This window comes from Thermincola sp. GK-1 (assembly GCF_059412445.1).
This window is the reverse complement of sequence record NZ_JBSQAT010000015.1, coordinates 42,716-60,726: the sequence shown is the minus strand read 5'-3', so window position 1 is coordinate 60,726 and position 18,011 is coordinate 42,716. Positions and strand designations below refer to the sequence as shown.

35 protein-coding genes are annotated in these 18,011 nt (G+C 45.3%); all 35 read left to right on the top strand.

Annotated features, from left to right (window positions below; all coding sequences use genetic code 11):
- On the top strand, window positions 1-195 hold a 195-nt coding region (locus ACSNJE_RS12965), incomplete at its 5' end, for an EF-Tu C-terminal domain-related protein (protein WP_495252815.1).
- A gap of 315 nt (window positions 196-510) precedes the next feature.
- Window positions 511-819, top strand: coding sequence for a 30S ribosomal protein S10 (rpsJ, locus tag ACSNJE_RS12960; protein ID WP_013119206.1), 309 nt, complete (start codon window positions 511-513; stop codon window positions 817-819).
- A gap of 121 nt (window positions 820-940) precedes the next feature.
- The gene (rplC, locus tag ACSNJE_RS12955; RefSeq protein WP_013119207.1) at window positions 941-1,570 is read left to right on the top strand and encodes a 50S ribosomal protein L3; all 630 of its coding nucleotides are present in this window, start codon (window positions 941-943) and stop codon (window positions 1,568-1,570) included.
- Between the two features lie 26 nt (window positions 1,571-1,596).
- Window positions 1,597-2,217 carry a 50S ribosomal protein L4 gene (gene rplD, locus ACSNJE_RS12950; protein ID WP_495252814.1) on the top strand — a complete coding sequence of 207 codons (621 nt, stop codon included), beginning with the start codon at window positions 1,597-1,599 and terminating at the stop codon, window positions 2,215-2,217.
- Complete coding sequence (rplW, locus tag ACSNJE_RS12945; protein WP_013119209.1) at window positions 2,217-2,504, top strand: 50S ribosomal protein L23; 288 nt, start codon at window positions 2,217-2,219, stop codon at window positions 2,502-2,504. Before rplD ends, rplW begins: the two co-directional genes overlap by 1 nt.
- A gap of 31 nt (window positions 2,505-2,535) precedes the next feature.
- Window positions 2,536-3,360, top strand: a complete 825-nt coding sequence (gene rplB / locus ACSNJE_RS12940; RefSeq protein ID WP_013119210.1) for a 50S ribosomal protein L2 — start codon at window positions 2,536-2,538, stop codon at window positions 3,358-3,360.
- A 36-nt stretch (window positions 3,361-3,396) separates the two neighbouring features.
- Window positions 3,397-3,681 carry a 30S ribosomal protein S19 gene (rpsS, locus tag ACSNJE_RS12935; protein ID WP_013119211.1) on the top strand — a complete coding sequence of 95 codons (285 nt, stop codon included), beginning with the start codon at window positions 3,397-3,399 and terminating at the stop codon, window positions 3,679-3,681.
- A gap of 18 nt (window positions 3,682-3,699) precedes the next feature.
- Window positions 3,700-4,041: a 50S ribosomal protein L22 gene (gene rplV, locus ACSNJE_RS12930; RefSeq protein ID WP_013119212.1), complete on the top strand. Its 342-nt coding sequence runs from the start codon at window positions 3,700-3,702 to the stop codon at window positions 4,039-4,041.
- Window positions 4,042-4,044: 3 nt separating this feature from the next.
- Window positions 4,045-4,707: a 30S ribosomal protein S3 gene (gene rpsC / locus ACSNJE_RS12925; RefSeq protein WP_495252813.1), complete on the top strand. Its 663-nt coding sequence runs from the start codon at window positions 4,045-4,047 to the stop codon at window positions 4,705-4,707.
- 1 nt (window position 4,708) lies between these two features.
- Window positions 4,709-5,143, top strand: coding sequence for a 50S ribosomal protein L16 (gene rplP / locus ACSNJE_RS12920; protein WP_013119214.1), 435 nt, complete (start codon window positions 4,709-4,711; stop codon window positions 5,141-5,143).
- Window positions 5,133-5,336 (top strand): 50S ribosomal protein L29, encoded by a 204-nt coding sequence (rpmC, locus tag ACSNJE_RS12915; RefSeq protein WP_495252812.1) that lies wholly within the window; start codon window positions 5,133-5,135, stop codon window positions 5,334-5,336. The genes rplP and rpmC overlap by 11 nt, the downstream gene beginning before the upstream one ends.
- 37 nt (window positions 5,337-5,373) lie before the next feature.
- On the top strand, window positions 5,374-5,634 hold the full coding sequence (rpsQ, locus tag ACSNJE_RS12910; RefSeq protein WP_495252811.1) for a 30S ribosomal protein S17: 261 nt from the start codon (window positions 5,374-5,376) through the stop codon (window positions 5,632-5,634).
- A gap of 30 nt (window positions 5,635-5,664) precedes the next feature.
- The gene (rplN, locus tag ACSNJE_RS12905) at window positions 5,665-6,033 is read left to right on the top strand and encodes a 50S ribosomal protein L14 (protein WP_474661122.1); all 369 of its coding nucleotides are present in this window, start codon (window positions 5,665-5,667) and stop codon (window positions 6,031-6,033) included.
- 48 nt (window positions 6,034-6,081) lie between these two features.
- A complete protein-coding gene (gene rplX, locus ACSNJE_RS12900) occupies window positions 6,082-6,411 on the top strand; it encodes a 50S ribosomal protein L24 (RefSeq protein WP_013119218.1) in 330 nt (109 codons plus the stop codon).
- Between the two features lie 23 nt (window positions 6,412-6,434).
- Complete coding sequence (gene rplE / locus ACSNJE_RS12895) at window positions 6,435-6,977, top strand: 50S ribosomal protein L5 (RefSeq protein WP_013119219.1); 543 nt, start codon at window positions 6,435-6,437, stop codon at window positions 6,975-6,977.
- Between the two features lie 20 nt (window positions 6,978-6,997).
- Window positions 6,998-7,183, top strand: coding sequence for a type Z 30S ribosomal protein S14 (locus ACSNJE_RS12890; protein WP_013119220.1), 186 nt, complete (start codon window positions 6,998-7,000; stop codon window positions 7,181-7,183).
- A 22-nt stretch (window positions 7,184-7,205) separates the two neighbouring features.
- Window positions 7,206-7,604 carry a 30S ribosomal protein S8 gene (rpsH, locus tag ACSNJE_RS12885; RefSeq protein WP_013119221.1) on the top strand — a complete coding sequence of 133 codons (399 nt, stop codon included), beginning with the start codon at window positions 7,206-7,208 and terminating at the stop codon, window positions 7,602-7,604.
- A 47-nt stretch (window positions 7,605-7,651) separates the two neighbouring features.
- A complete protein-coding gene (rplF, locus tag ACSNJE_RS12880; RefSeq protein WP_013119222.1) occupies window positions 7,652-8,197 on the top strand; it encodes a 50S ribosomal protein L6 in 546 nt (181 codons plus the stop codon).
- Window positions 8,198-8,252: 55 nt separating this feature from the next.
- Complete coding sequence (gene rplR, locus ACSNJE_RS12875; RefSeq protein ID WP_495252810.1) at window positions 8,253-8,621, top strand: 50S ribosomal protein L18; 369 nt, start codon at window positions 8,253-8,255, stop codon at window positions 8,619-8,621.
- 24 nt (window positions 8,622-8,645) lie between these two features.
- On the top strand, window positions 8,646-9,146 hold the full coding sequence (gene rpsE / locus ACSNJE_RS12870; protein WP_013119224.1) for a 30S ribosomal protein S5: 501 nt from the start codon (window positions 8,646-8,648) through the stop codon (window positions 9,144-9,146).
- 12 nt (window positions 9,147-9,158) lie between these two features.
- Window positions 9,159-9,341 carry a 50S ribosomal protein L30 gene (gene rpmD / locus ACSNJE_RS12865; protein WP_013119225.1) on the top strand — a complete coding sequence of 61 codons (183 nt, stop codon included), beginning with the start codon at window positions 9,159-9,161 and terminating at the stop codon, window positions 9,339-9,341.
- Window positions 9,342-9,368: 27 nt separating this feature from the next.
- Window positions 9,369-9,809 (top strand): 50S ribosomal protein L15, encoded by a 441-nt coding sequence (gene rplO, locus ACSNJE_RS12860; RefSeq protein WP_013119226.1) that lies wholly within the window; start codon window positions 9,369-9,371, stop codon window positions 9,807-9,809.
- A 1-nt stretch (window position 9,810) separates the two neighbouring features.
- Window positions 9,811-11,079: a preprotein translocase subunit SecY gene (gene secY / locus ACSNJE_RS12855; protein ID WP_052218133.1), complete on the top strand. Its 1,269-nt coding sequence runs from the start codon at window positions 9,811-9,813 to the stop codon at window positions 11,077-11,079.
- Window positions 11,080-11,098: 19 nt separating this feature from the next.
- On the top strand, window positions 11,099-11,845 hold the full coding sequence (map, locus tag ACSNJE_RS12850; protein ID WP_052218132.1) for a type I methionyl aminopeptidase: 747 nt from the start codon (window positions 11,099-11,101) through the stop codon (window positions 11,843-11,845).
- A 44-nt stretch (window positions 11,846-11,889) separates the two neighbouring features.
- Window positions 11,890-12,171, top strand: coding sequence for a KOW domain-containing RNA-binding protein (locus ACSNJE_RS12845; RefSeq protein ID WP_013119229.1), 282 nt, complete (start codon window positions 11,890-11,892; stop codon window positions 12,169-12,171).
- 32 nt (window positions 12,172-12,203) lie between these two features.
- Window positions 12,204-12,422, top strand: a complete 219-nt coding sequence (gene infA, locus ACSNJE_RS12840; protein WP_013119230.1) for a translation initiation factor IF-1 — start codon at window positions 12,204-12,206, stop codon at window positions 12,420-12,422.
- A 29-nt stretch (window positions 12,423-12,451) separates the two neighbouring features.
- Window positions 12,452-12,565, top strand: a complete 114-nt coding sequence (rpmJ, locus tag ACSNJE_RS12835) for a 50S ribosomal protein L36 (RefSeq protein ID WP_008516283.1) — start codon at window positions 12,452-12,454, stop codon at window positions 12,563-12,565.
- A 49-nt stretch (window positions 12,566-12,614) separates the two neighbouring features.
- Window positions 12,615-12,986 (top strand): 30S ribosomal protein S13, encoded by a 372-nt coding sequence (gene rpsM, locus ACSNJE_RS12830; protein ID WP_013119231.1) that lies wholly within the window; start codon window positions 12,615-12,617, stop codon window positions 12,984-12,986.
- 19 nt (window positions 12,987-13,005) lie between these two features.
- Entirely contained in the window at window positions 13,006-13,392 is a 387-nt protein-coding gene (rpsK, locus tag ACSNJE_RS12825; protein WP_013119232.1) for a 30S ribosomal protein S11, read from the top strand.
- Between the two features lie 14 nt (window positions 13,393-13,406).
- Window positions 13,407-14,033, top strand: a complete 627-nt coding sequence (gene rpsD, locus ACSNJE_RS12820; RefSeq protein ID WP_013119233.1) for a 30S ribosomal protein S4 — start codon at window positions 13,407-13,409, stop codon at window positions 14,031-14,033.
- Window positions 14,034-14,075: 42 nt separating this feature from the next.
- On the top strand, window positions 14,076-15,023 hold the full coding sequence (locus ACSNJE_RS12815) for a DNA-directed RNA polymerase subunit alpha (protein WP_052218131.1): 948 nt from the start codon (window positions 14,076-14,078) through the stop codon (window positions 15,021-15,023).
- Between the two features lie 14 nt (window positions 15,024-15,037).
- Window positions 15,038-15,376 (top strand): 50S ribosomal protein L17, encoded by a 339-nt coding sequence (rplQ, locus tag ACSNJE_RS12810; RefSeq protein ID WP_083436872.1) that lies wholly within the window; start codon window positions 15,038-15,040, stop codon window positions 15,374-15,376.
- Window positions 15,377-15,525: 149 nt separating this feature from the next.
- Window positions 15,526-16,374 carry an energy-coupling factor transporter ATPase gene (locus tag ACSNJE_RS12805; protein ID WP_495252809.1) on the top strand — a complete coding sequence of 283 codons (849 nt, stop codon included), beginning with the start codon at window positions 15,526-15,528 and terminating at the stop codon, window positions 16,372-16,374.
- On the top strand, window positions 16,350-17,210 hold the full coding sequence (locus ACSNJE_RS12800) for an energy-coupling factor transporter ATPase (protein WP_495252808.1): 861 nt from the start codon (window positions 16,350-16,352) through the stop codon (window positions 17,208-17,210). The genes ACSNJE_RS12805 and ACSNJE_RS12800 overlap by 25 nt, the downstream gene beginning before the upstream one ends.
- Window positions 17,207-18,007 carry an energy-coupling factor transporter transmembrane component T family protein gene (locus ACSNJE_RS12795; protein WP_474774370.1) on the top strand — a complete coding sequence of 267 codons (801 nt, stop codon included), beginning with the start codon at window positions 17,207-17,209 and terminating at the stop codon, window positions 18,005-18,007. Before ACSNJE_RS12800 ends, ACSNJE_RS12795 begins: the two co-directional genes overlap by 4 nt.
- Window positions 18,008-18,011: the final 4 nt, after the last annotated feature.

Here is an 18,011-nt window from a genome sequence, read left to right as displayed (position 1 = left end):
TTTTACTTCCGTACAACAGACGTGACCGGAGTAGTAAAGTTACCTGAGGGCGTAGAGATGGTAATGCCTGGGGACAACGTAAAGATGGACATTGAATTGATTACCCCGATTGCTATCGAAGAAGGACTCCGCTTCGCTATCCGTGAGGGTGGCCGTACAGTAGGAGCCGGTGTTGTATCAGCTATCAAAGAGTAATTATCCGGTTTATAATAAACAAGGAGCTTGAGTATCACAGCCATGAGGCTGTGGTACTTAACTCTCCTCTTGATATTTAGGAAATTATGCTTTGAGGTAAATTGTGGATAACCTCAAGGCATGATTTCCGGATATCAACAAAAGTTTCCTTGAAGTTTCAATAGAAACTTTTGTTCTTTTTATGTATAGGGTACAAAAAAAGACGCTCTAATTAGGCGGACTTGCTGAAAGCGATGAAGTGAAAGGTTGCTAAGATTTGCTTAGGGAATTTTCACGGAGAAGTCCGGAAAAATATCGGGCGAAGGAGGTTAAAAAATGAGTAAACAAAAAATTAGAATCAGACTTAAGGCCTATGATCATAAAATTCTTGACCAATCTGCAGAGAAAATAGTGGATACTGCTAAAAGAACCGGTGCGGGTGTTGCCGGACCTGTACCCCTACCCACAGAAAAAAGCATATACACAATTTTAAGATCTCCTCATGTTAACAAAGATTCACGGGAACAGTTTGAAATGAGGATTCATAAAAGGTTAATCGACATACTGGAACCTACACCTAAAACCGTCGATGCACTTATGCGTCTGGACTTACCGGCTGGTGTTGACATAGAGATAAAGCTGTAATGGGCAGTGGCCGGTTAGTGGCTAGTACGGCCGCTGGCGGCAAGTAATAATGTGTCGTAAGTCAATTCAGGTGGAATCAGTTCTGAGTTGACCGCTGGACGAAATTAGGAGGTGGCAATAAATGTCTAAAGGAATATTGGGTAAGAAGATTGGCATGACCCAAATTTTCAATGAACAGGGCGAAGTATTACCGGTAACAGTGGTTGAAGCCGGTCCCTGCGTCGTTGTACAGAAAAAGACCGTGGAGACTGACGGTTATAATTCTATTCAATTGGGCTTTGGTGAAAAACGCGAAAGTTTATTGACGAAACCGTTGAAAGGGCACTTTGCCAAGGCTGGGGTAAAACCCATGAAGTATTTAAAAGAATTCAAAGTGGTAAACATAGATGATTACCAATTGGGTCAGGAAATCAAAGTCGATATTTTTGAAGCCGGAGAACGTGTTGACGTAGAGGGTACCTCAAAGGGTAAAGGATTTGCCGGTACCATAAAAAGATACAACTTCCAGCGGGGACCCATGGCCCATGGTTCCAAAAGCCACCGCAGGGTAGGTAGCGCCGGAGCAAAAGGCCCGGCCAGGGTATTTAAAGGAACCAAGAGGCCCGGTCATTTGGGGGCAGAAAAGGTTACAATACAGAACCTGGAAATAGTCAAAGTTGACCCTGAGCGCAACTTGCTTTTAATAAAAGGAGCAATTCCGGGGCCCAAAGGCTCTCTGGTAGCGGTAAAAAGCAGCGTAAAAGCTAAATAGGTAATGGCAGGAAAGGAGGATTAGATATGCCTAAAGTAGCTTTATATAATATCAAAGGAGAACAGGTTGGCGAGATTGAGTTAAAAGACGAAGTATTTGGCATCGAACCAAACGAAGGATTGGTCCATGATGTGGTAGTAATGCAGTTGGCTAACCGTCGCGTTGGAACGGCATCCACCAAGACCCGGGCCGAAGTTAGCGGAGGCGGGCGCAAGCCCTGGCGGCAAAAAGGCACCGGCCGTGCGCGCCACGGAAGTATTCGTTCTCCTATTTGGAGAGGCGGCGGTATTACATTCGGACCCAAACCGAGGTCGTTTAATTATACAATGCCTAAAAAAGCCAGAAGGCTGGCTTTGAAATCCGTCCTGTCTTCTAAAGTGTCCGATGGCAACATTATTGTTTTGGATACCTTGGAAATGGCCCAGCCAAAGACTAAGGAAATGGCTGAAATCCTGAACAGGCTGAAGGCGAAAAAAGCAGTTGTTGTTACTGCCGATGTTGATCAAAACGTAATCAAATCGGCACGTAATATCCCTGGAGTTACACCATTGACGGCCGGTGGACTGAATGTATATGACCTCGTGAACCATGAAAAACTGGTGATTACCAAAGATGCGGTAGCCAAGGTTGAGGAGGTGCTGGCATAATGCGTAACCCCAGAGATATTATTAAAAGGCCGGTGATATCCGAACGAAGCATGGGCCTTTTGGAGGAGAACAAATATACTTTTTACGTGGACCCAAAAGCAAATAAGTTGGAAATTAAACACGCAATTCAAGAATTATTCAATGTCACTGTAGTAAATGTAAACACCATGAACGTAAAAGGGAAGACCAAGAGAGTCGGAAGATTTGTCGGGAAAACCCCGAATCGTAAAAAAGCAATTGTCACCCTGAAAGAAGGCGACAAGATCGAAGTATTTGAAGGAGTATAACAATGATTCCTAGGTAAAGGAGGGAACAAATGTGGCAGTTAAGAAGTTTAAACCAACATCACCCGGTAGACGTTTTATGACTGTGGCCGATTTTTCTGATATTACTACCGACCAGCCCGAAAAATCACTATTAGAGCCTTTGAAGAGCAAGGCCGGGCGTAATAACCAGGGCAGGATATCGGTGCGGCACCGTGGTGGTGGACATAAGAGGATGTACAGGATTATTGACTTTAAGCGGGACAAAGACGGAATTCCTGCAAAAGTTGCCACTATAGAATACGATCCGAACCGCACTTCCAGGATAGCCCTGTTGAATTACGCAGATGGTGAAAAAAGGTATATTATCGCTCCTCTCGGGTTGAAGGTGGGCGATGAAATTATTTCCGGACCTGATGCCGATATTAAGACCGGAAATGCCCTGCCCCTGAAAAACATTCCGGTTGGTACCGTTATTCATAATGTGGAGTTAAAACCCGGAAAAGGCGCTCAGTTAGTCCGCTCAGCAGGGGCGGCAGCCCAACTAATGGCTAAAGAGGGGGATTATGCACATGTCCGTATGCCGTCCGGAGAAGTTCGCCTGATCCATGTAGATTGCAAAGCAACCATCGGGCAGGTTGGCAACCTTGAACATGAAAACATTACTATTGGAAAAGCCGGACGGGCTCGTTGGTTAGGCAGAAGGCCTACCGTGCGCGGTGTTGTTATGAACCCTGTCGACCACCCGCACGGCGGTGGTGAAGGCCGTTCTCCGGTTGGGCGTAACCCGGTAACTCCCTGGGGTAAACCTGCGCTTGGAGCGCGTACACGGAAGAAGAAGCCTTCAGATAAAATGATTATTAAGAGACGGACTAAGTAACAGTCCTGGCTAAAACATCGGGAAGGGGGTACATTAATGGCAAGGTCATTAAAAAAAGGACCTTATGTAGAGCCCAAGTTATTAAAAAAGATTGAAGAAATGAATGCAAAGAACGAAAAGAAAGTCATTAAGACATGGTCCCGCCGTTCTACCATTTTCCCACAAATGGTAGGTCATACCATTGCTGTGCATGACGGCCGGAAGCATGTGCCGATATATATCACCGAAGAAATGGTCGGCCATAAACTCGGCGAGTTTGCACCGACGAGATTTTTTAAGGGCCACGGTGCTCACACCGAGCGTTCTACGGCTCTGAAATAGCCGAAGGGAGGTATTCAAATGGAAGCAAAAGCTGTTGCTAGATATATACGAATTTCCCCCAGAAAGGCGCGTCAGGTAGTGGACCTTATCAGAGGGAAATCGGTCAAAGAAGCACTTGCTATACTTAAGTTTACCCCGCAGAAGGCAGCGGAAGCTATTGAAAAAGTTGTCAAATCCGCGGCAGCTAATGCGGAGAATAATTTTGAAATGGATAAAGACAGTTTATATATTTCTCAGATTTTTGTAGACCAAGGTCCGACCTTAAAGCGTTATAAACCCAGGGCCATGGGTAGAGCGGATTTAATGCGTAGAAGAACAAGTCATATTACCGTAGTAGTTAAAGAGAAAAAGGAGGGATAATGCGTGGGGCAGAAGGTACACCCTAAAGGCCTGAGAATCGGAATTATTAAAGACTGGGATGCTAAATGGTATGCTGAAAAGGACTATGCCGATTTTTTGCTCGAAGACATAAAAGTGCGTGAATACGTCAAAAAGAAATTATACGCTGCCGGAATATCTCGGATTGAGATCGAGAGGGCTGCTAATAGACTAAAACTGACTATCCACACTGCTAAGCCAGGTATTGTAATTGGGCGGGGCGGATCTGAAGTTGAAGCCCTGAGAAAGAACCTGGAGAAGATGACCGGGAAGCAAGTGAGTATAAATATTGTTGAAGTTAAGGTTCCTGAGCTTGATGCCCAACTGGTTGCTGAAAACATAGCGGCACAATTGGAAAGACGGGTTTCTTTCCGTAGGGCTATGAAACAGGCTGTTTCTCGTACTATGCGGATGGGCGCTCAGGGCATTAAAATTGCCTGTTCCGGTCGTTTAGCCGGTGCAGAAATGGCCCGGACGGAATGGTACAGTGAAGGCAAAGTTCCTTTGCATACTTTAAGGGCAGATATTGACTACGGATTTGCAGAGGCAGATACTACTTATGGAAAGATAGGTGTAAAAGCTTGGATTTACCGTGGGGAGGTCCTTCCCGAGGTAAAGACTAGTGTTGCAAGCGAAGGAGGAGAATAGAATGCTGGTACCTAAAAGAGTTAAACACCGTAAGCAGCAGAAGGGCCGCATGAAGGGAAAAGCAAAAGGCGGAACCCAAATCGCCTTTGGCGAGTATGGACTTCAAGCTCTGGAACCTGCTTGGATCACAAATAGACAAATCGAAGCTGCGCGGATTGCTATGACCAGGTACATTAAACGGGGCGGTAAAGTATGGATCAAGATCTTCCCCGATAAGCCCATAACAGCCAAACCGGCTGAGACCCGGATGGGTAGCGGTAAAGGTTCGCCTGAATACTGGGTAGCAGTAGTAAAACCTGGACGGGTTATGTTCGAACTGGCCGGGGTCAGTGAGGAAGTTGCCCGCGAAGCAATGCGCTTGGCTGCCCATAAGTTACCGATTAAAACAAAGTTTATAACTAGACAAGAGATGGGTGGTGACGCTAATGAAAGCTAAGGAAATCAGGGAGTTATCCACCGAGGAACTGGTGCGCAAAGTGGATGACTTAAAAGATGAACTTTTTAAATTACGCTTTCAATTAGCTACTGGGCAATTAGAAAACCCGATGAGAATAAGAGAAGTACGCCGTTCAATTGCGCGGGTGAAAACCATAATTCGGGAGAGAGAACTTCAGGCCCAGCAAGGGTAATCGGTGAAAAGCCAAGAAAGGGGGCAAAAGCACAGGTATGGAAAGAGGCGCCAGAAAAGTACAAATCGGCAAAGTGGTAAGTGATAAAATGGATAAAACTGTTGTTGTGGCTGTTGAGACATTGGTCAGACACCCTTTGTACGGTAAAATTATGAGAAGAACCAAAAAATATAAGGCTCATGATGAGGAAAATGCCTGTAGGATTGGTGACAGAGTTAAACTGATGGAAACAAGACCGCTCAGCAAGGAAAAGCGTTGGCGGGTAGTTGAAATTTTAGAACGTGAAGAACAGATATAGCATTCCCGCATCTGAAAGGAGGGCACTAGCATGATTCAGGCAGAAACCAGGCTAAAAGTAGCTGACAACACTGGAGCCAGAGAACTGCTTTGTATCAGGGTAATGGGTGGTTCGTATCGCCGCTATGCCAGTGTAGGCGACATTATTATTGCTTCTGTTAAGGATGCAACACCAGGCGGCGTTGTTAAGAAAGGCGATGTTGTCAAAGCCGTTGTTGTTCGGACAAACAAAGAAATAAAACGGCCTGACGGTTCTTATATCAAATTCGATGAGAATGCAGCCGTTATAATTAACGATGCCAAGAACCCCAGAGGGACTCGTATTTTTGGACCCGTAGCGAGAGAATTGCGGGAAAAGGATTTCATGAAAATTGTATCTTTGGCGCCAGAAGTACTGTAGTGGTACCGGAAGAAGAGCTGATGTCAATAAAGTCAGGAGGTGGGTACTTTGGCTAAGAACAAGATCCATGTGAGAAAGGGAGATACAGTCGTTATCATATCAGGGGATGAAGCTGGACAAAAGGGCAAAGTGTTAGAGGTCCTTCCCAAGGAAAACCGTGTTGTTGTGGAGGGGCGTAATATAGTAAAACGCCACACCAGACCTACACAAAAATTGCCTCAAGGTGGGATTATTGAAAAAGAAGCCCCGATTGCCAGTTCCAATGTAATGATATACTGTCCAAAATGCGACGGGCCCAGGAGAATAGGCAAGCAAATTCTTGAGAATGGGAAAAAGATCAGGGTCTGCAGAAAATGTGGAGAAACGCTGGATAAGTAGTTGCGGAAGGGGGGTAACGTTTTATGGCCAGACTTAAGGAATTGTACTATAAGGAAGTAGTTCCAAAACTTAAGGAAAAGTTTCAATATAAAAACATTATGCAGGTCCCCAGGTTAGAGAAGGTCGTAATTAACATGGGCGTTGGCGATGCTATTCAAAATGCAAAGGCTATCGATGCCGCCGTCAATGACCTGTCTCTGATTACCGGACAAAAACCTGTTGTAACCAGAGCCAAAAAGTCCATCGCCGGCTTCAAACTGCGCGAAGGTATGCCTATTGGCTGTAAAGTTACACTGCGTGGAGATCGGATGTATGAATTTGTCGATAAACTTTTGAACATTTCTTTGCCGCGGGTAAGGGATTTCAGAGGGGTATCCTCTAAATCTTTTGACGGAAGAGGCAACTATACCCTGGGCATCAAGGAACAGCTGGTATTCCCCGAAATTGATTACGACAAGATTGATAAGGTCAGGGGCATGGATATTACCTTCGTCACCAGCGCTAAAACCGACGAAGAAGCTCGTGAGCTCTTAAAGCTTTTAGGCATGCCCTACAGGGAATCTTAAGAACAAAAGGGGGGAACGACGTGGCAAAAAAATCGATGATTGCCAAGGCAAAAAGAACACCCAAGTTTTCAGTCCGGGCTTACAATAGATGTAAAATTTGTGGCCGGCCGCATGCATATATGAGAAAGTTCGGGATGTGCCGGATTTGTTTTAGGGAAAGAGCATACAGAGGAGAAATTCCCGGCGTGAAAAAAGCAAGTTGGTAAGATAGGAAGGGGGTAGTTAATAGTGGTAATGACAGATCCTATCGCAGATTTCCTTACCAGGATTCGGAATGCCGTTATGGTAAACCATGATAAGGTAGAAATTCCTGCTTCCAAGGTGAAAAAAGCAATCACTGAAATTTTTAAGGAAGAAGGGTTTATTAAAGACTGCGAATTTATTGATGACGGTAAGCAAGGCATCATTAGGATATATCTGAAGTATGGCGATAACCGCGAAAAGGTTATTACAGGCCTGAAAAGAATTAGCAAGCCCGGTCTGAGGGTTTACGCAAAGAAAGATGAAATACCCCGCGTATTAGGTGGTTTGGGCGTAGCCATTATTTCCACCTCGCAAGGCATCATGACTGATAAACAGGCCAGAAAGCTGGGGTTAGGCGGAGAAGTTCTCTGCTATATTTGGTAGGAAAAAGGGACGCAGATTTTGAACGGATATTGATAGGAGGTGTAGACATGTCCAGGATTGGTAAGCAGCCTGTAATTATACCTCAGGGAGTGGAAGTAAAAGTAGACGGTAATGTAGTGACCGTAAAAGGGCCTAAAGGCCAGTTGGTAAAAGAATTCCACAAAGATATGTTAATTACCGTCGAAGACAATAAAATAGTTGTGCAAAGGCCTTCTGATGAAAAAGTGCACAGATCGTTGCACGGTTTAACCAGGACACTGGTAAGCAATATGGTAGACGGAGTGACCAAGGGGTTTCAAAAAGAACTGGAATTATCAGGTGTTGGTTACCGGGCGGCAAAGCAGGGAAATAAGCTGGTTCTTACCGTTGGTTATTCTCATCCCGTAGAAATGGAGCCGCAGAATGGCATTGAAATAGAAGTACCGGCAGCTAATAGGATTGTTGTCAAGGGCATTGACAAGGAAACTGTAGGCGCTTTTGCTGCGAAAATTCGTTCTGTAAGAGAACCTGAACCTTATAAGGGTAAAGGAATTAAATATGTTGATGAGAGAATTCGCCGTAAGGTTGGTAAGACCGGCGGTAAAAAGAAATAATTAGGCTCCTGCCGTATTGAATATAGCAGATTAGCGGACGAAAGGAGTGAGCAATTTGTTCAAACAAGTTGACCGTAAAGCTATCAAGGCAAAACGTCATCTGCGAGTACGCAAGAAAGTTTTTGGCACCCCGGAACGCCCCAGGCTGAGCGTATTTCGGAGTCTCAATCATATATATGCTCAGATCATTGATGATACAAAAGGGTACACCATTGTGGCCGCTTCAACCCTTGAACCTGAACTAGGTAAAAGCTTGAGCTCAAAAAGCAATGTGGAGGCGGCTCAGGCGGTTGGTAAAGCAATTGCCGAAAAGGCCCTGGCCAAGGGAGTAAAGCGGGTTGTATTTGACCGGGGCGGACATATCTATCACGGAAGAATCAAGGCCCTTGCCGATGCGGCAAGAGAAGCAGGGCTGGATTTTTAATCCCAGGAAGAAGGAGGGGAAATAATGTCATTAATTGATGCCAGTAAATTGGAACTGACCGAAAAAGTTGTCAATATAAACAGGGTAGCGAAGGTTGTAAAAGGTGGACGCCGTTTTAGCTTTAGTGCATTGGTAGTTGTAGGCGACGGAAATGGATACGTAGGTGCCGGTCTGGGAAAAGCCAGCGAGGTGCCTGAAGCTATTCGGAAAGGCATAGAAGATGCAAAAAAGCACCTGATTCATGTTCCTATTGTTGGAACTACAATTCCCCATGAAGTTATTGGTCATTTTGGCGCCGGTAAAGTTTTACTAAAGCCTGCCGCTCCCGGTACCGGAGTTATTGCAGGTGGTCCGGTAAGGGCAATCCTGGAACTGGCCGGAGTCCGGGACATTCTTACAAAGTCGCTGGGTTCCAATAACGCCAATAACATGATTCATGCAACCATGGATGCTCTGAAGAACTTAAAAAGAGCAGAGGAAGTTGCCAGGCTTAGGGGAAAAACTGTTGAAGAGCTCTTAGGTTAGGAGGGGAACTAAATGTCTCAGAAGTTGAAAATAACTTTGGTGAAGAGTGTTATCGGCACTCCGGAAGACCAAAGAGCAACAGTTCGTTCATTGGGACTCAAAAAGGTTAACGCTTCTGTTAGCCATGACGATACTCCACAGATCAGGGGAATGATAAAGAAGGTTTCTCACCTGGTAAAAGTAGAAGAAGTATAATCTGAACAGGCAAGGAGGTGTCGTTTCGTGGAATTACACAACCTGAAACCGAATGCCGGGGCCAGGAAGAGCCCAACCAGGAAAGGAAGAGGTATTGGTTCCGGATTAGGCAAAACAGCAGGACGGGGACACAAAGGACAAAATGCCCGTTCGGGCGGCGGCGTAAGACCCGGATTCGAAGGTGGCCAAATGCCTTTGCAGCGGGCTGTTCCCAAGCGCGGGTTTACCAATGTTTTTGCCAAGAAATTTGTAACTACAAACTTGGATAAATTGAATAAGTTCGCAGATGGCACAGTGGTAACACCGGAATTGATGAAACAGGAAGGTATTATCAGTTCAATCAAGGACGGGGTCAAAGTATTAGGTAACGGAAACCTGGAGAAAAAATTGACTGTCCAGGCCCATGCTTTCAGTAAATCCGCTGCGGAAAAAATTGCTGCGGCCGGCGGTAAAGCTGAGGTGATTTAATTTGTTTGAAGCTCTAAAGAGTTCCCTTAAGCTGGGAGACCTGAGGAAAAAAATCCTCTTTACCTTGGCTATGTTTGTGGTTTTTCGAATCGGGGCCCATATACCGGTACCCGGCATAAACCACACAGCCATTGAGCAGCTCATCAAGGGCGGAGGTTCGCTCCTCGGATTTTTTGATGTTATTTCGGGGGGCGCCTTTAAAAGATTTTCCATTTTTGCCATGAGTATTACCCCTTATATTAACGCATCGATTATTATGCAGTTATTAACGGTTGTCATCCCCAAGCTGGAACAGCTCTCCAAGGAAGGGGAGGAAGGCCGGAAAAAGATTACCCAATATATTCGGTACGGAACGGTAGTTTTAGGTTTTGTTCAATCCCTGGGAATGGCGTTTACTTTAAGGGCAGCCGGAGCCTTGGAGAATCCGAGCTTTGGTTCTTACATGATTATTGCCATCACCTTGACCGCCGGGACTGCCTTTCTCATGTGGCTGGGCGAACAGATTACTGAAAAAGGCATTGGCAACGGTATATCATTAATAATTTTTGCCGGTATTGTGGCCGGAATTCCGGGCGGGCTCTACAATATTTATGAGGCTGTTCGGGTTGGAACGGTCAATCCGTTGAGTGTTGTACTGCTGGTAATCGTAGCTGCTCTGGTTATAGCAGCAGTAGTGGCCGTAAACGAAGGTCAAAGGCGGATACCTGTTCAGTATGCGAAAAGGGTTGTCGGTCGTAGGGTCTACGGTGGCCAGAGCACCCATATTCCCCTGAAGGTTAACCAGGCCGGGGTTATACCGATAATTTTCGCATCATCAATATTAATGTTTCCTACTACCATTGCAAATTTTTTCCCTAATAATGCTTTTTCTAAGTGGATAAATTCGGTGTTTGCATGGGGTAGTGTATCGCACAGTATAATGTACGCTTTATTGATAATTTTCTTCACATATTTCTATACTGCCATCACTTTCAATCCGATGGATGTTGCAGATAACATGAAAAAATACGGAGGGTTTATACCCGGACTCAGACCGGGACGCCCAACTGCCGAGTATTTAGATAAAATACTGACAAGGATTACGTTGTCTGGAGCCGTCTTCCTTGCATTGATCGCTATTCTGCCGGCCATTATCCTAGGCGCTACCAAAATACCGAATATTTACTTTGGCGGCACCAGTTTGCTGATCGTCGTTGGGGTGGCTTTGGAGACCATGAAACAGATTGAATCCCATCTATTGATGCGTCATTATCAGGGCTTTATGAAATAATTACAGGAGAGGGTTTTCAGTGATTTATTGCAAATCCGAACGGGAAATTGCCTATATGCGTGATGCGGGCAGAATAGTTGCTCAAACGCATCAGGAAGTTCAAAAAGCCCTCAAACCAGGCATTACAACCGGTGAACTGGACAGCATTGCCGAAGACTTCATCAGAAGTAAAGGGGCTAGGCCGGCATTTAAAGGATATATGGGATTTCCGGCATCTATTTGTGCCTCTGTAAATGAGCAGGTAGTACATGGTATTCCCGGTTTAAAAAAGCTGGAAAACGGTGATATTATTAGTATTGACATTGGTGCGGAAATAAATGGATATTATGGGGACAGTGCAGTTACTTTACCCGTTGGAGATTGTTCAAAAGAAGCATTGGACCTGATCAGGGTAACAGAAAATTCCCTATATGAGGGAATCAGTAAAGCCCGGAAAGGTAACCGGTTGTCCGATATATCTCATGCGATTCAAAGCTGTGTGGAAAGCCATGGTTATTCTGTTGTACGCGATTATGTAGGTCATGGCATAGGGAAGAACATGCACGAAGAGCCGCAAATTCCCAATTTCGGCAAGCCCGGAAGAGGTCCAAGGCTGATGCCAGGGATGACTTTGGCCATTGAACCGATGGTTAATCTGGGCACATTTGAAGTTATGACTCTGGAAGATAATTGGACAGTTGTTACCAAGGATAGAAAGTTATCTGCTCATTTTGAACACTCTGTTGCCATTACCGAAGATGAACCAGTGATCTTGACTTCAATATAATCCCGTTTTATTTCCCTGATGCAAACATACGGGAGGTGCTCATATTGTCTCTTAATGAGCCGGGGATAGGGCAACTTGTGAAATCTAAGGCAGGCCGTGATAAAAAGAGATTCTTCATCATTTATGACGTCCTGAATGAGGCCTTTGTTCGGGTGGTGGACGGAGACTGTAGAAAAGTGGAAAATCCCAAGAAAAAAAACCTTAAGCATCTGCAATTATATCCCGTAATTGCTGATGGGATAAAAGCCAAACTTGCCCAAGGGAAAAAGGTTGACGATGCTGAGGTAAGAAGGGCTATTGAAGACTTGGTAACCGGTCTCGAGTAAGAGAGGTCGAACTAAGGAGGTTGGTTGACCTAATGTCAAAGCAGGATGTAATTGAAGTCGAAGGGACAGTTATAGAACCACTGCCGAACGCAATGTTCAGAGTGGAACTGGAGAATGGACACAGAGTTTTAGCGCACGTTTCCGGAAAAATTCGTATGAATTTTATAAGAATTTTACCGGGTGATAAGGTGACCGTTGAATTATCTCCCTATGACTTGACGCGTGGGCGAATCGTATACCGGTACAAGTAAGCAGCTTAGGCCGGAAGGAGGACATTGAAATGAAAGTCAGACCGAGTGTGAAACCCATTTGTGAAAAGTGCAAGATAATAAAACGTAAAGGCAAAGTAATGGTAATTTGCGAGAATCCAAAGCATAAGCAGAAGCAGGGATAAGTTGTCACGGAAAACTATACTTACATTGGAATGACGGAGGTGTAATTTAATGGCCAGGATAGCAGGTGTTGATTTGCCCCGGGACAAAAGGGTAGAGATTGCTTTAACCTATATTTTTGGTATAGGCCGCCCGACTGCCAATCAAATTTTAAGTCAAACAGGGGTAAATCCTGATACCAGAGTTCGGGACCTAACTGAAGAAGAAGTTGCTAAGTTACGTGAAGTAATTGATAAAAACTACAAAGTTGAGGGTGACCTTAGAAGAGAGATTTCTTTAAACATTAAGCGGCTGATGGAAATTGGCTGCTACCGGGGATTGCGCCACCGTAGGGGACTGCCTGTACGGGGCCAAAGAACTAAGACCAACGCCCGGACACGGAAAGGACCGGCTAAGACCGTTGGCGTAAGGCGTAAGAAATAAGTAAAGGGGGAAAGAGTGGATGGCACGAAGAGTCAGGGGCAAACGTAAAGAGCGGAAAAATGTGGAACAAGGTATTGCCCATATCAAATCAACCTTTAATAATACAATTGTTACCATTAGTGACCGGGCAGGAAATGCTATTTCCTGGGCCAGTGCAGGGGTCATGGGCTTTAAGGGTTCCAGGAAAAGCACTCCTTTTGCTGCTCAGATGGCAGCTGAAAAGGCAGCAAAAGAAGCAATGGATCATGGTATGAAAGAAGTAGAAGTCTATGTAAAAGGGCCTGGGGCCGGCCGTGAGGCAGCTATCAGGGCTATTCAGGCGGCAGGAATTGAAGTCAATGTTATTAAAGATGTTACACCAATACCACACAACGGTTGTAGGCCGCCCAAGAGAAGAAGGGTTTAGGAGGTGTTTAAATAATGGCAAGATATACGGGGCCTGTTTGCAGATTGTGTCGTAGAGAAGGCGCTAAATTGTACCTGAAAGGTGACAGATGCTACAGTGACAAGTGTGCCATAGACCGTAGAGGGTATGCCCCCGGTATGCACGGCCAGGGACGGAAGAAGATTTCTGAATACGGAATTCAGTTAAGGGAAAAACAAAAGGCCAGAAGAATTTACGGTGTTCTGGAAAAACAGTTCCGGAACTACTTTGCTAAAGCTGACCGCCAGCCCGGGGTTACCGGTGAGAATTTGCTCCGATTACTGGAAAGAAGGTTGGACAATGTTGTTTACCGGTTAGGCTTTGCTTCATCCAGGACGGAAGCCAGGCAGTTGGTTCGCCATGGTCATTTCACCGTAAACGACAAAAAGGTGAACATCCCATCCTACTCTTTGAAGGTTGGCGATGTTATAAAAATCAAGGAAAAGAGTCTGGAACTGCCGAGAATTAAGGAGCTTTTGGAGCAGGCTGCTCATAAGACTCCCCCCGCTTGGTTGGAATTGGACGTAGATCAGCATCTAGGAAAGGTGGTTGCTATTCCTTCCAGAGAAGAGATTGACGTGCCTATTGAGGAGCACCTCATTGTTGAGCTGTACTCTAGATAAAAGGCCGGGATTAATCGAGTTCTCTAGAAGGAGGGTTATCTTATGTTGGAAATTGAAAAGCCCAAAATTGAGTGTGTGGAACTCAGTGAAGACAATACTTATGGCAAGTTCGTAGTAGAACCCCTGGAGAGAGGATACGGAATTACTCTGGGTAATTCTCTGAGAAGGATTCTGTTATCATCTCTCCCGGGTGCTGCGGTTACATCGGTCAAAATTGATGGAGTACTGCACGAATTTTCTACTGTTCCCGGTGTTTATGAAGATGTTACAGACATTATTCTTAACCTGAAAGAATTGTGCCTTAAGATGTATACCGACGAGGAAAAAGTCCTCCGCATTGAGTCAAAAGGACCGGGTGAGGTTAAGGCAGGAAATATAATAACTGATGCTGATGTGGAGATCCTGAATCCGGAGTTACATATCGCTACTTTATCCGATGATGCTCGTTTAGTTATGGAGATTAACGTTGCAAAGGGTAGAGGATATGTACCTGCGGAAAGGAATAAAAAAGACGATCATGTAATCGGTATTATCCCGGTTGATTCGGCTTTTTCGCCTGTTCGGCGGGTAAATTACTACATTGAAGATACCCGGGTAGGCCAGATTACTGATTATGACAAGCTGACCCTGGAAGTGTGGACTAACGGCAGCATCCGTCCTGACGAGGCTACCAGCTTGTCAGCCAAGATATTAAGCGAGCACCTGCGCCTGTTTATAGGCTTGACAGAAAATATCAAAGATGTTGAAATAATGGTGGAAAAAGAAGAGGAAGAAAAGGATAAAATTTTGGAGATGACAATTGAGGAATTGGACTTGTCAGTTCGTTCATACAATTGTCTTAAGCGGGCCGGGATTAATACCGTGGAAGAGCTTACTCAGCGGACCGAAGAGGATATGATAAAGGTCAGGAATCTCGGGAAAAAATCCCTTGAAGAGGTTATTAATAAATTGGCCGAACTTGGTTTGTCGCTCAAAAAATCTGAAGACTAAAGGGAGGGATTGTCGTGGGGTTATCCAAATTAAGACGTCCTACTGCTCATAGGAATGCTATGCTAAAAAACCTGGTAACTTCTCTGTTGCGAGAGGAAAGAATCCAGACCACAGCTCCCAGAGCAAAGTCTGTCAACCGTTTAGCTGAAAAAGCTATTACCCTTGCTAAGCGCGGCGACTTACATGCAAGGCGCCAGGCGCTGGCAATGATTCAGGATGAAGAAGTGGTAACCAAACTGTTTGATGTTTTGGCAACCCGGTATGAAGACAGGCAGGGAGGTTACACCAAGATTATCAAGGTTGGAAATCGCCGTGGCGATGCGGCAGAAATGGTTATCCTGGAATTAGTTTAATCCCAATACAGGAATTAAAAAGGGCACGAGGTCAGGATGTTTACAAAATAGTCAAGTAAACGGTACTCCTGGCTTCTCTTTCTTTATAACCTGATTTGGGATTGCGGTTCGATAACAAGAAATGTGTGTTATTTAAGCGGAGGGATTTTATGGTCACTCTCGTCGAGATGGCCGGTGTGGAATTTGCCTATCCAGATGATAACCGTAAAGCTGCGCTGCCTGTGCTCAGAGGGGTTAACCTGCGGGTTCGGCGGGGCGAATTTCTGGCTGTCATTGGACCGAATGGTTCGGGTAAATCAACCCTGGTCAAACATTTTAACGGGATCCTTTTACCTTCGAAAGGGCGGGTCACAGTAGACGGCCTGGATACGGCTAACCAGGATAATCTATTGGAAATCAGACGGAAAGTGGGGCTGTTGTTTCAAAACCCGGAAAACCAGTTGGTCTCCTCTATTGTGGAGGAAGATGTGGCTTTCGGCCCTGAGAACCTAGCCCTGCCACCGGAAGAAATACAAAAAAGAGTAGCTGAGGCTCTGGAAGCTGTGGAGATGACCCCTTACCGGCATCAAACGGTACATACCCTGTCCGGTGGTCAAAAACAAAGGGTTGCCATAGCAGGGTTATTGGCTATGCGGCCTGATTGCCTGGTTTTGGATGAACCAAGTTCTATGCTTGACCCGGCTGGCAGGAGGCGTTTGTTTGACATTTTGCTGCGTTTACACAAAAGAGGAATGACAATTATATTAGTAACCCATTTAATGGAAGAAGCAGCCCTGGCCGACCGGGTTTGTATATTTGGCGGCGGGACCATCCTGCGGGAGGGGACGCCGGAGGAAATTTTCAGTGAGCCCGATTTTCTGATCAGCCAAAACTTGGAGGTTCCCCAAATAAATTGTCTGGCAGCCATGCTGAGAAATGAGGGGTTTAATATCCCTGCCAGTATTTTAACAGTCGATGAAATGGTGGATTATCTATGCAGATTGAAACACGCAACCTGAGTCATATTTATGCAAAAGGTACGGCCATGGAGAACAAGGCCTTGACAGACGTTAATGTAACTATTGAAAGGGGTACGTGGACCGCCATTGTGGGTTCCACAGGCTCAGGGAAATCCACATTTATTCAGCATTTAAACGGGTTGTTAAAGCCTACTTCCGGCCAGGTTTTGATAAATGGCAAAGATATCAATGCCAAAGGGGTTCCGCTCGTTGAGGTCAGGCGTACTGTGGGACTGGTTTTTCAGTACCCCGAACACCAAATCTTTGAAACAACTGTTTACAACGAAGTAGCCTACGGGCCACGCAATTTAGGATTTAAGGATGCGGAGGTGACGGAGGCTGTAAGAACCGCTCTGGAGAAAGTAGGGCTTGATTACGGGGATTTTAAGGACCGGTCTCCTTTGGAGCTGAGTGGGGGAGAAAAGCGTAAAGTGGCTATTGCCAGCGTATTGGCCATGAGACCCCAAATCATGGTGCTGGATGAAGCAACGGCAGGATTAGATCCCTGTGGTCGGGAGAGGCTGCTGCGGGAGATTGCCCGGTTAAAAAAAGATTTGGGCCTGACGATTGTTTGGGTGACTCACAATCTAAATGAAGTTTTAACTTATGCTGACAAGGTTATAGTTTTCCATAAAGGGCGGCTTGCGCTCCAGGGCAAACCAATGGAGGTATTCAGCCAGGTTGAATTATGCGAAAAGGTAAAATTAGGCGTACCTCAGCTTTTGGAATTGGAGTATAAACTAAAGGCGCGAGGGTTGAAACCCCCAAACAGGTTTACCACTTTAGAGGAAGCTAAAAAGGCAATTGCAAATCTTCTAAGGGGGGAGAACCGTTGATAGATTCCCTGGCTTTTGGCCGGTTTGTGCCGGGAAATTCATTTTTGCACAGATTAGACCCCAGGACAAAAATATTTGCGTCTTTTGTTTTGATTACCACCATAATGCTGATTAATAAAATGCAGGTTTTGTTTGCCTTTGGTTTACTGACGGTGATGATGATATTTCTATCCGGGGTTTCACTGAAAGCTTTTTTGAATTCTGTTAAATTGGTGTTATTTCTGATCATTTTTACTATTATAGCGCATTTTCTTTTTACGCCGGGACAACTTATGTTCAAGTGGGGATTTTTGCAGGTATCCAGGGAAGGGTTTAACCAGGGGATCACCATGTCCTTAAAGCTTTTTTATATTGTTTCTGTCACTTCGCTGGTTACCTTAACCACATCGCCCATGGCTCTGACCGACGGACTGTTGGCCATTTTCCGGCCTTTTAAAAGGATAGGGCTCCCGGCTGACGAACTGGCGCTTATGATGGTGATTGCGTTAAGGTTTATCCCTACTATCTGGGAAGAAACTGACAAAATCAAAAAGGCTCAGATGTCCAGGGGTGCCCAGTTTGACACGGGCAATATTATAACCAGAATCGGTCATATGACAGCTCTTATGGTGCCTATCTTGCTCAGTGCTTTCCGGCGTGCTGACGAACTGGCCCTGGCTATGGAATCAAGAGCCTATAGGGTAGGAATTCCCCGAACAAGAATGAAAATTATGAAGTTTTCTCCTTGGGATTACCTGGTAATGGTTTTGTTGACTGCTGTCCTGGTTGTTGTTGTGGGGTACCGCATGAACTGGTAGGTGG

Bases quoted from the DNA above. Each gene is read 5' to 3' on its own strand.
- rpsJ (WP_013119206.1), top strand. From the start codon at position 511: ATGAGTAAACAAAAAATTAGAATCAGACTTAAGGCCTATGATCATAAA.
- rplC (WP_013119207.1), top strand. From the start codon at position 941: ATGTCTAAAGGAATATTGGGTAAGAAGATTGGCATGACCCAAATTTTC.
- rplD (WP_495252814.1), top strand. From the start codon at position 1,597: ATGCCTAAAGTAGCTTTATATAATATCAAAGGAGAACAGGTTGGCGAG.
- rplW (WP_013119209.1), top strand. From the start codon at position 2,217: ATGCGTAACCCCAGAGATATTATTAAAAGGCCGGTGATATCCGAACGA.
- rpsS (WP_013119211.1), top strand. From the start codon at position 3,397: ATGGCAAGGTCATTAAAAAAAGGACCTTATGTAGAGCCCAAGTTATTA.
- rplV (WP_013119212.1), top strand. From the start codon at position 3,700: ATGGAAGCAAAAGCTGTTGCTAGATATATACGAATTTCCCCCAGAAAG.
- rplP (WP_013119214.1), top strand. From the start codon at position 4,709: ATGCTGGTACCTAAAAGAGTTAAACACCGTAAGCAGCAGAAGGGCCGC.
- rpmC (WP_495252812.1), top strand. From the start codon at position 5,133: ATGAAAGCTAAGGAAATCAGGGAGTTATCCACCGAGGAACTGGTGCGC.
- rpsQ (WP_495252811.1), top strand. From the start codon at position 5,374: ATGGAAAGAGGCGCCAGAAAAGTACAAATCGGCAAAGTGGTAAGTGAT.
- rplN (WP_474661122.1), top strand. From the start codon at position 5,665: ATGATTCAGGCAGAAACCAGGCTAAAAGTAGCTGACAACACTGGAGCC.
- rplE (WP_013119219.1), top strand. From the start codon at position 6,435: ATGGCCAGACTTAAGGAATTGTACTATAAGGAAGTAGTTCCAAAACTT.
- rplF (WP_013119222.1), top strand. From the start codon at position 7,652: ATGTCCAGGATTGGTAAGCAGCCTGTAATTATACCTCAGGGAGTGGAA.
- rpsE (WP_013119224.1), top strand. From the start codon at position 8,646: ATGTCATTAATTGATGCCAGTAAATTGGAACTGACCGAAAAAGTTGTC.
- rpmD (WP_013119225.1), top strand. From the start codon at position 9,159: ATGTCTCAGAAGTTGAAAATAACTTTGGTGAAGAGTGTTATCGGCACT.
- infA (WP_013119230.1), top strand. From the start codon at position 12,204: ATGTCAAAGCAGGATGTAATTGAAGTCGAAGGGACAGTTATAGAACCA.
- rpmJ (WP_008516283.1), top strand. From the start codon at position 12,452: ATGAAAGTCAGACCGAGTGTGAAACCCATTTGTGAAAAGTGCAAGATA.
- rpsM (WP_013119231.1), top strand. From the start codon at position 12,615: ATGGCCAGGATAGCAGGTGTTGATTTGCCCCGGGACAAAAGGGTAGAG.
- rpsK (WP_013119232.1), top strand. From the start codon at position 13,006: ATGGCACGAAGAGTCAGGGGCAAACGTAAAGAGCGGAAAAATGTGGAA.
- rpsD (WP_013119233.1), top strand. From the start codon at position 13,407: ATGGCAAGATATACGGGGCCTGTTTGCAGATTGTGTCGTAGAGAAGGC.
- ACSNJE_RS12815 (WP_052218131.1), top strand. From the start codon at position 14,076: ATGTTGGAAATTGAAAAGCCCAAAATTGAGTGTGTGGAACTCAGTGAA.
- ACSNJE_RS12805 (WP_495252809.1), top strand. From the start codon at position 15,526: ATGGTCACTCTCGTCGAGATGGCCGGTGTGGAATTTGCCTATCCAGAT.
- ACSNJE_RS12800 (WP_495252808.1), top strand. From the start codon at position 16,350: ATGCAGATTGAAACACGCAACCTGAGTCATATTTATGCAAAAGGTACG.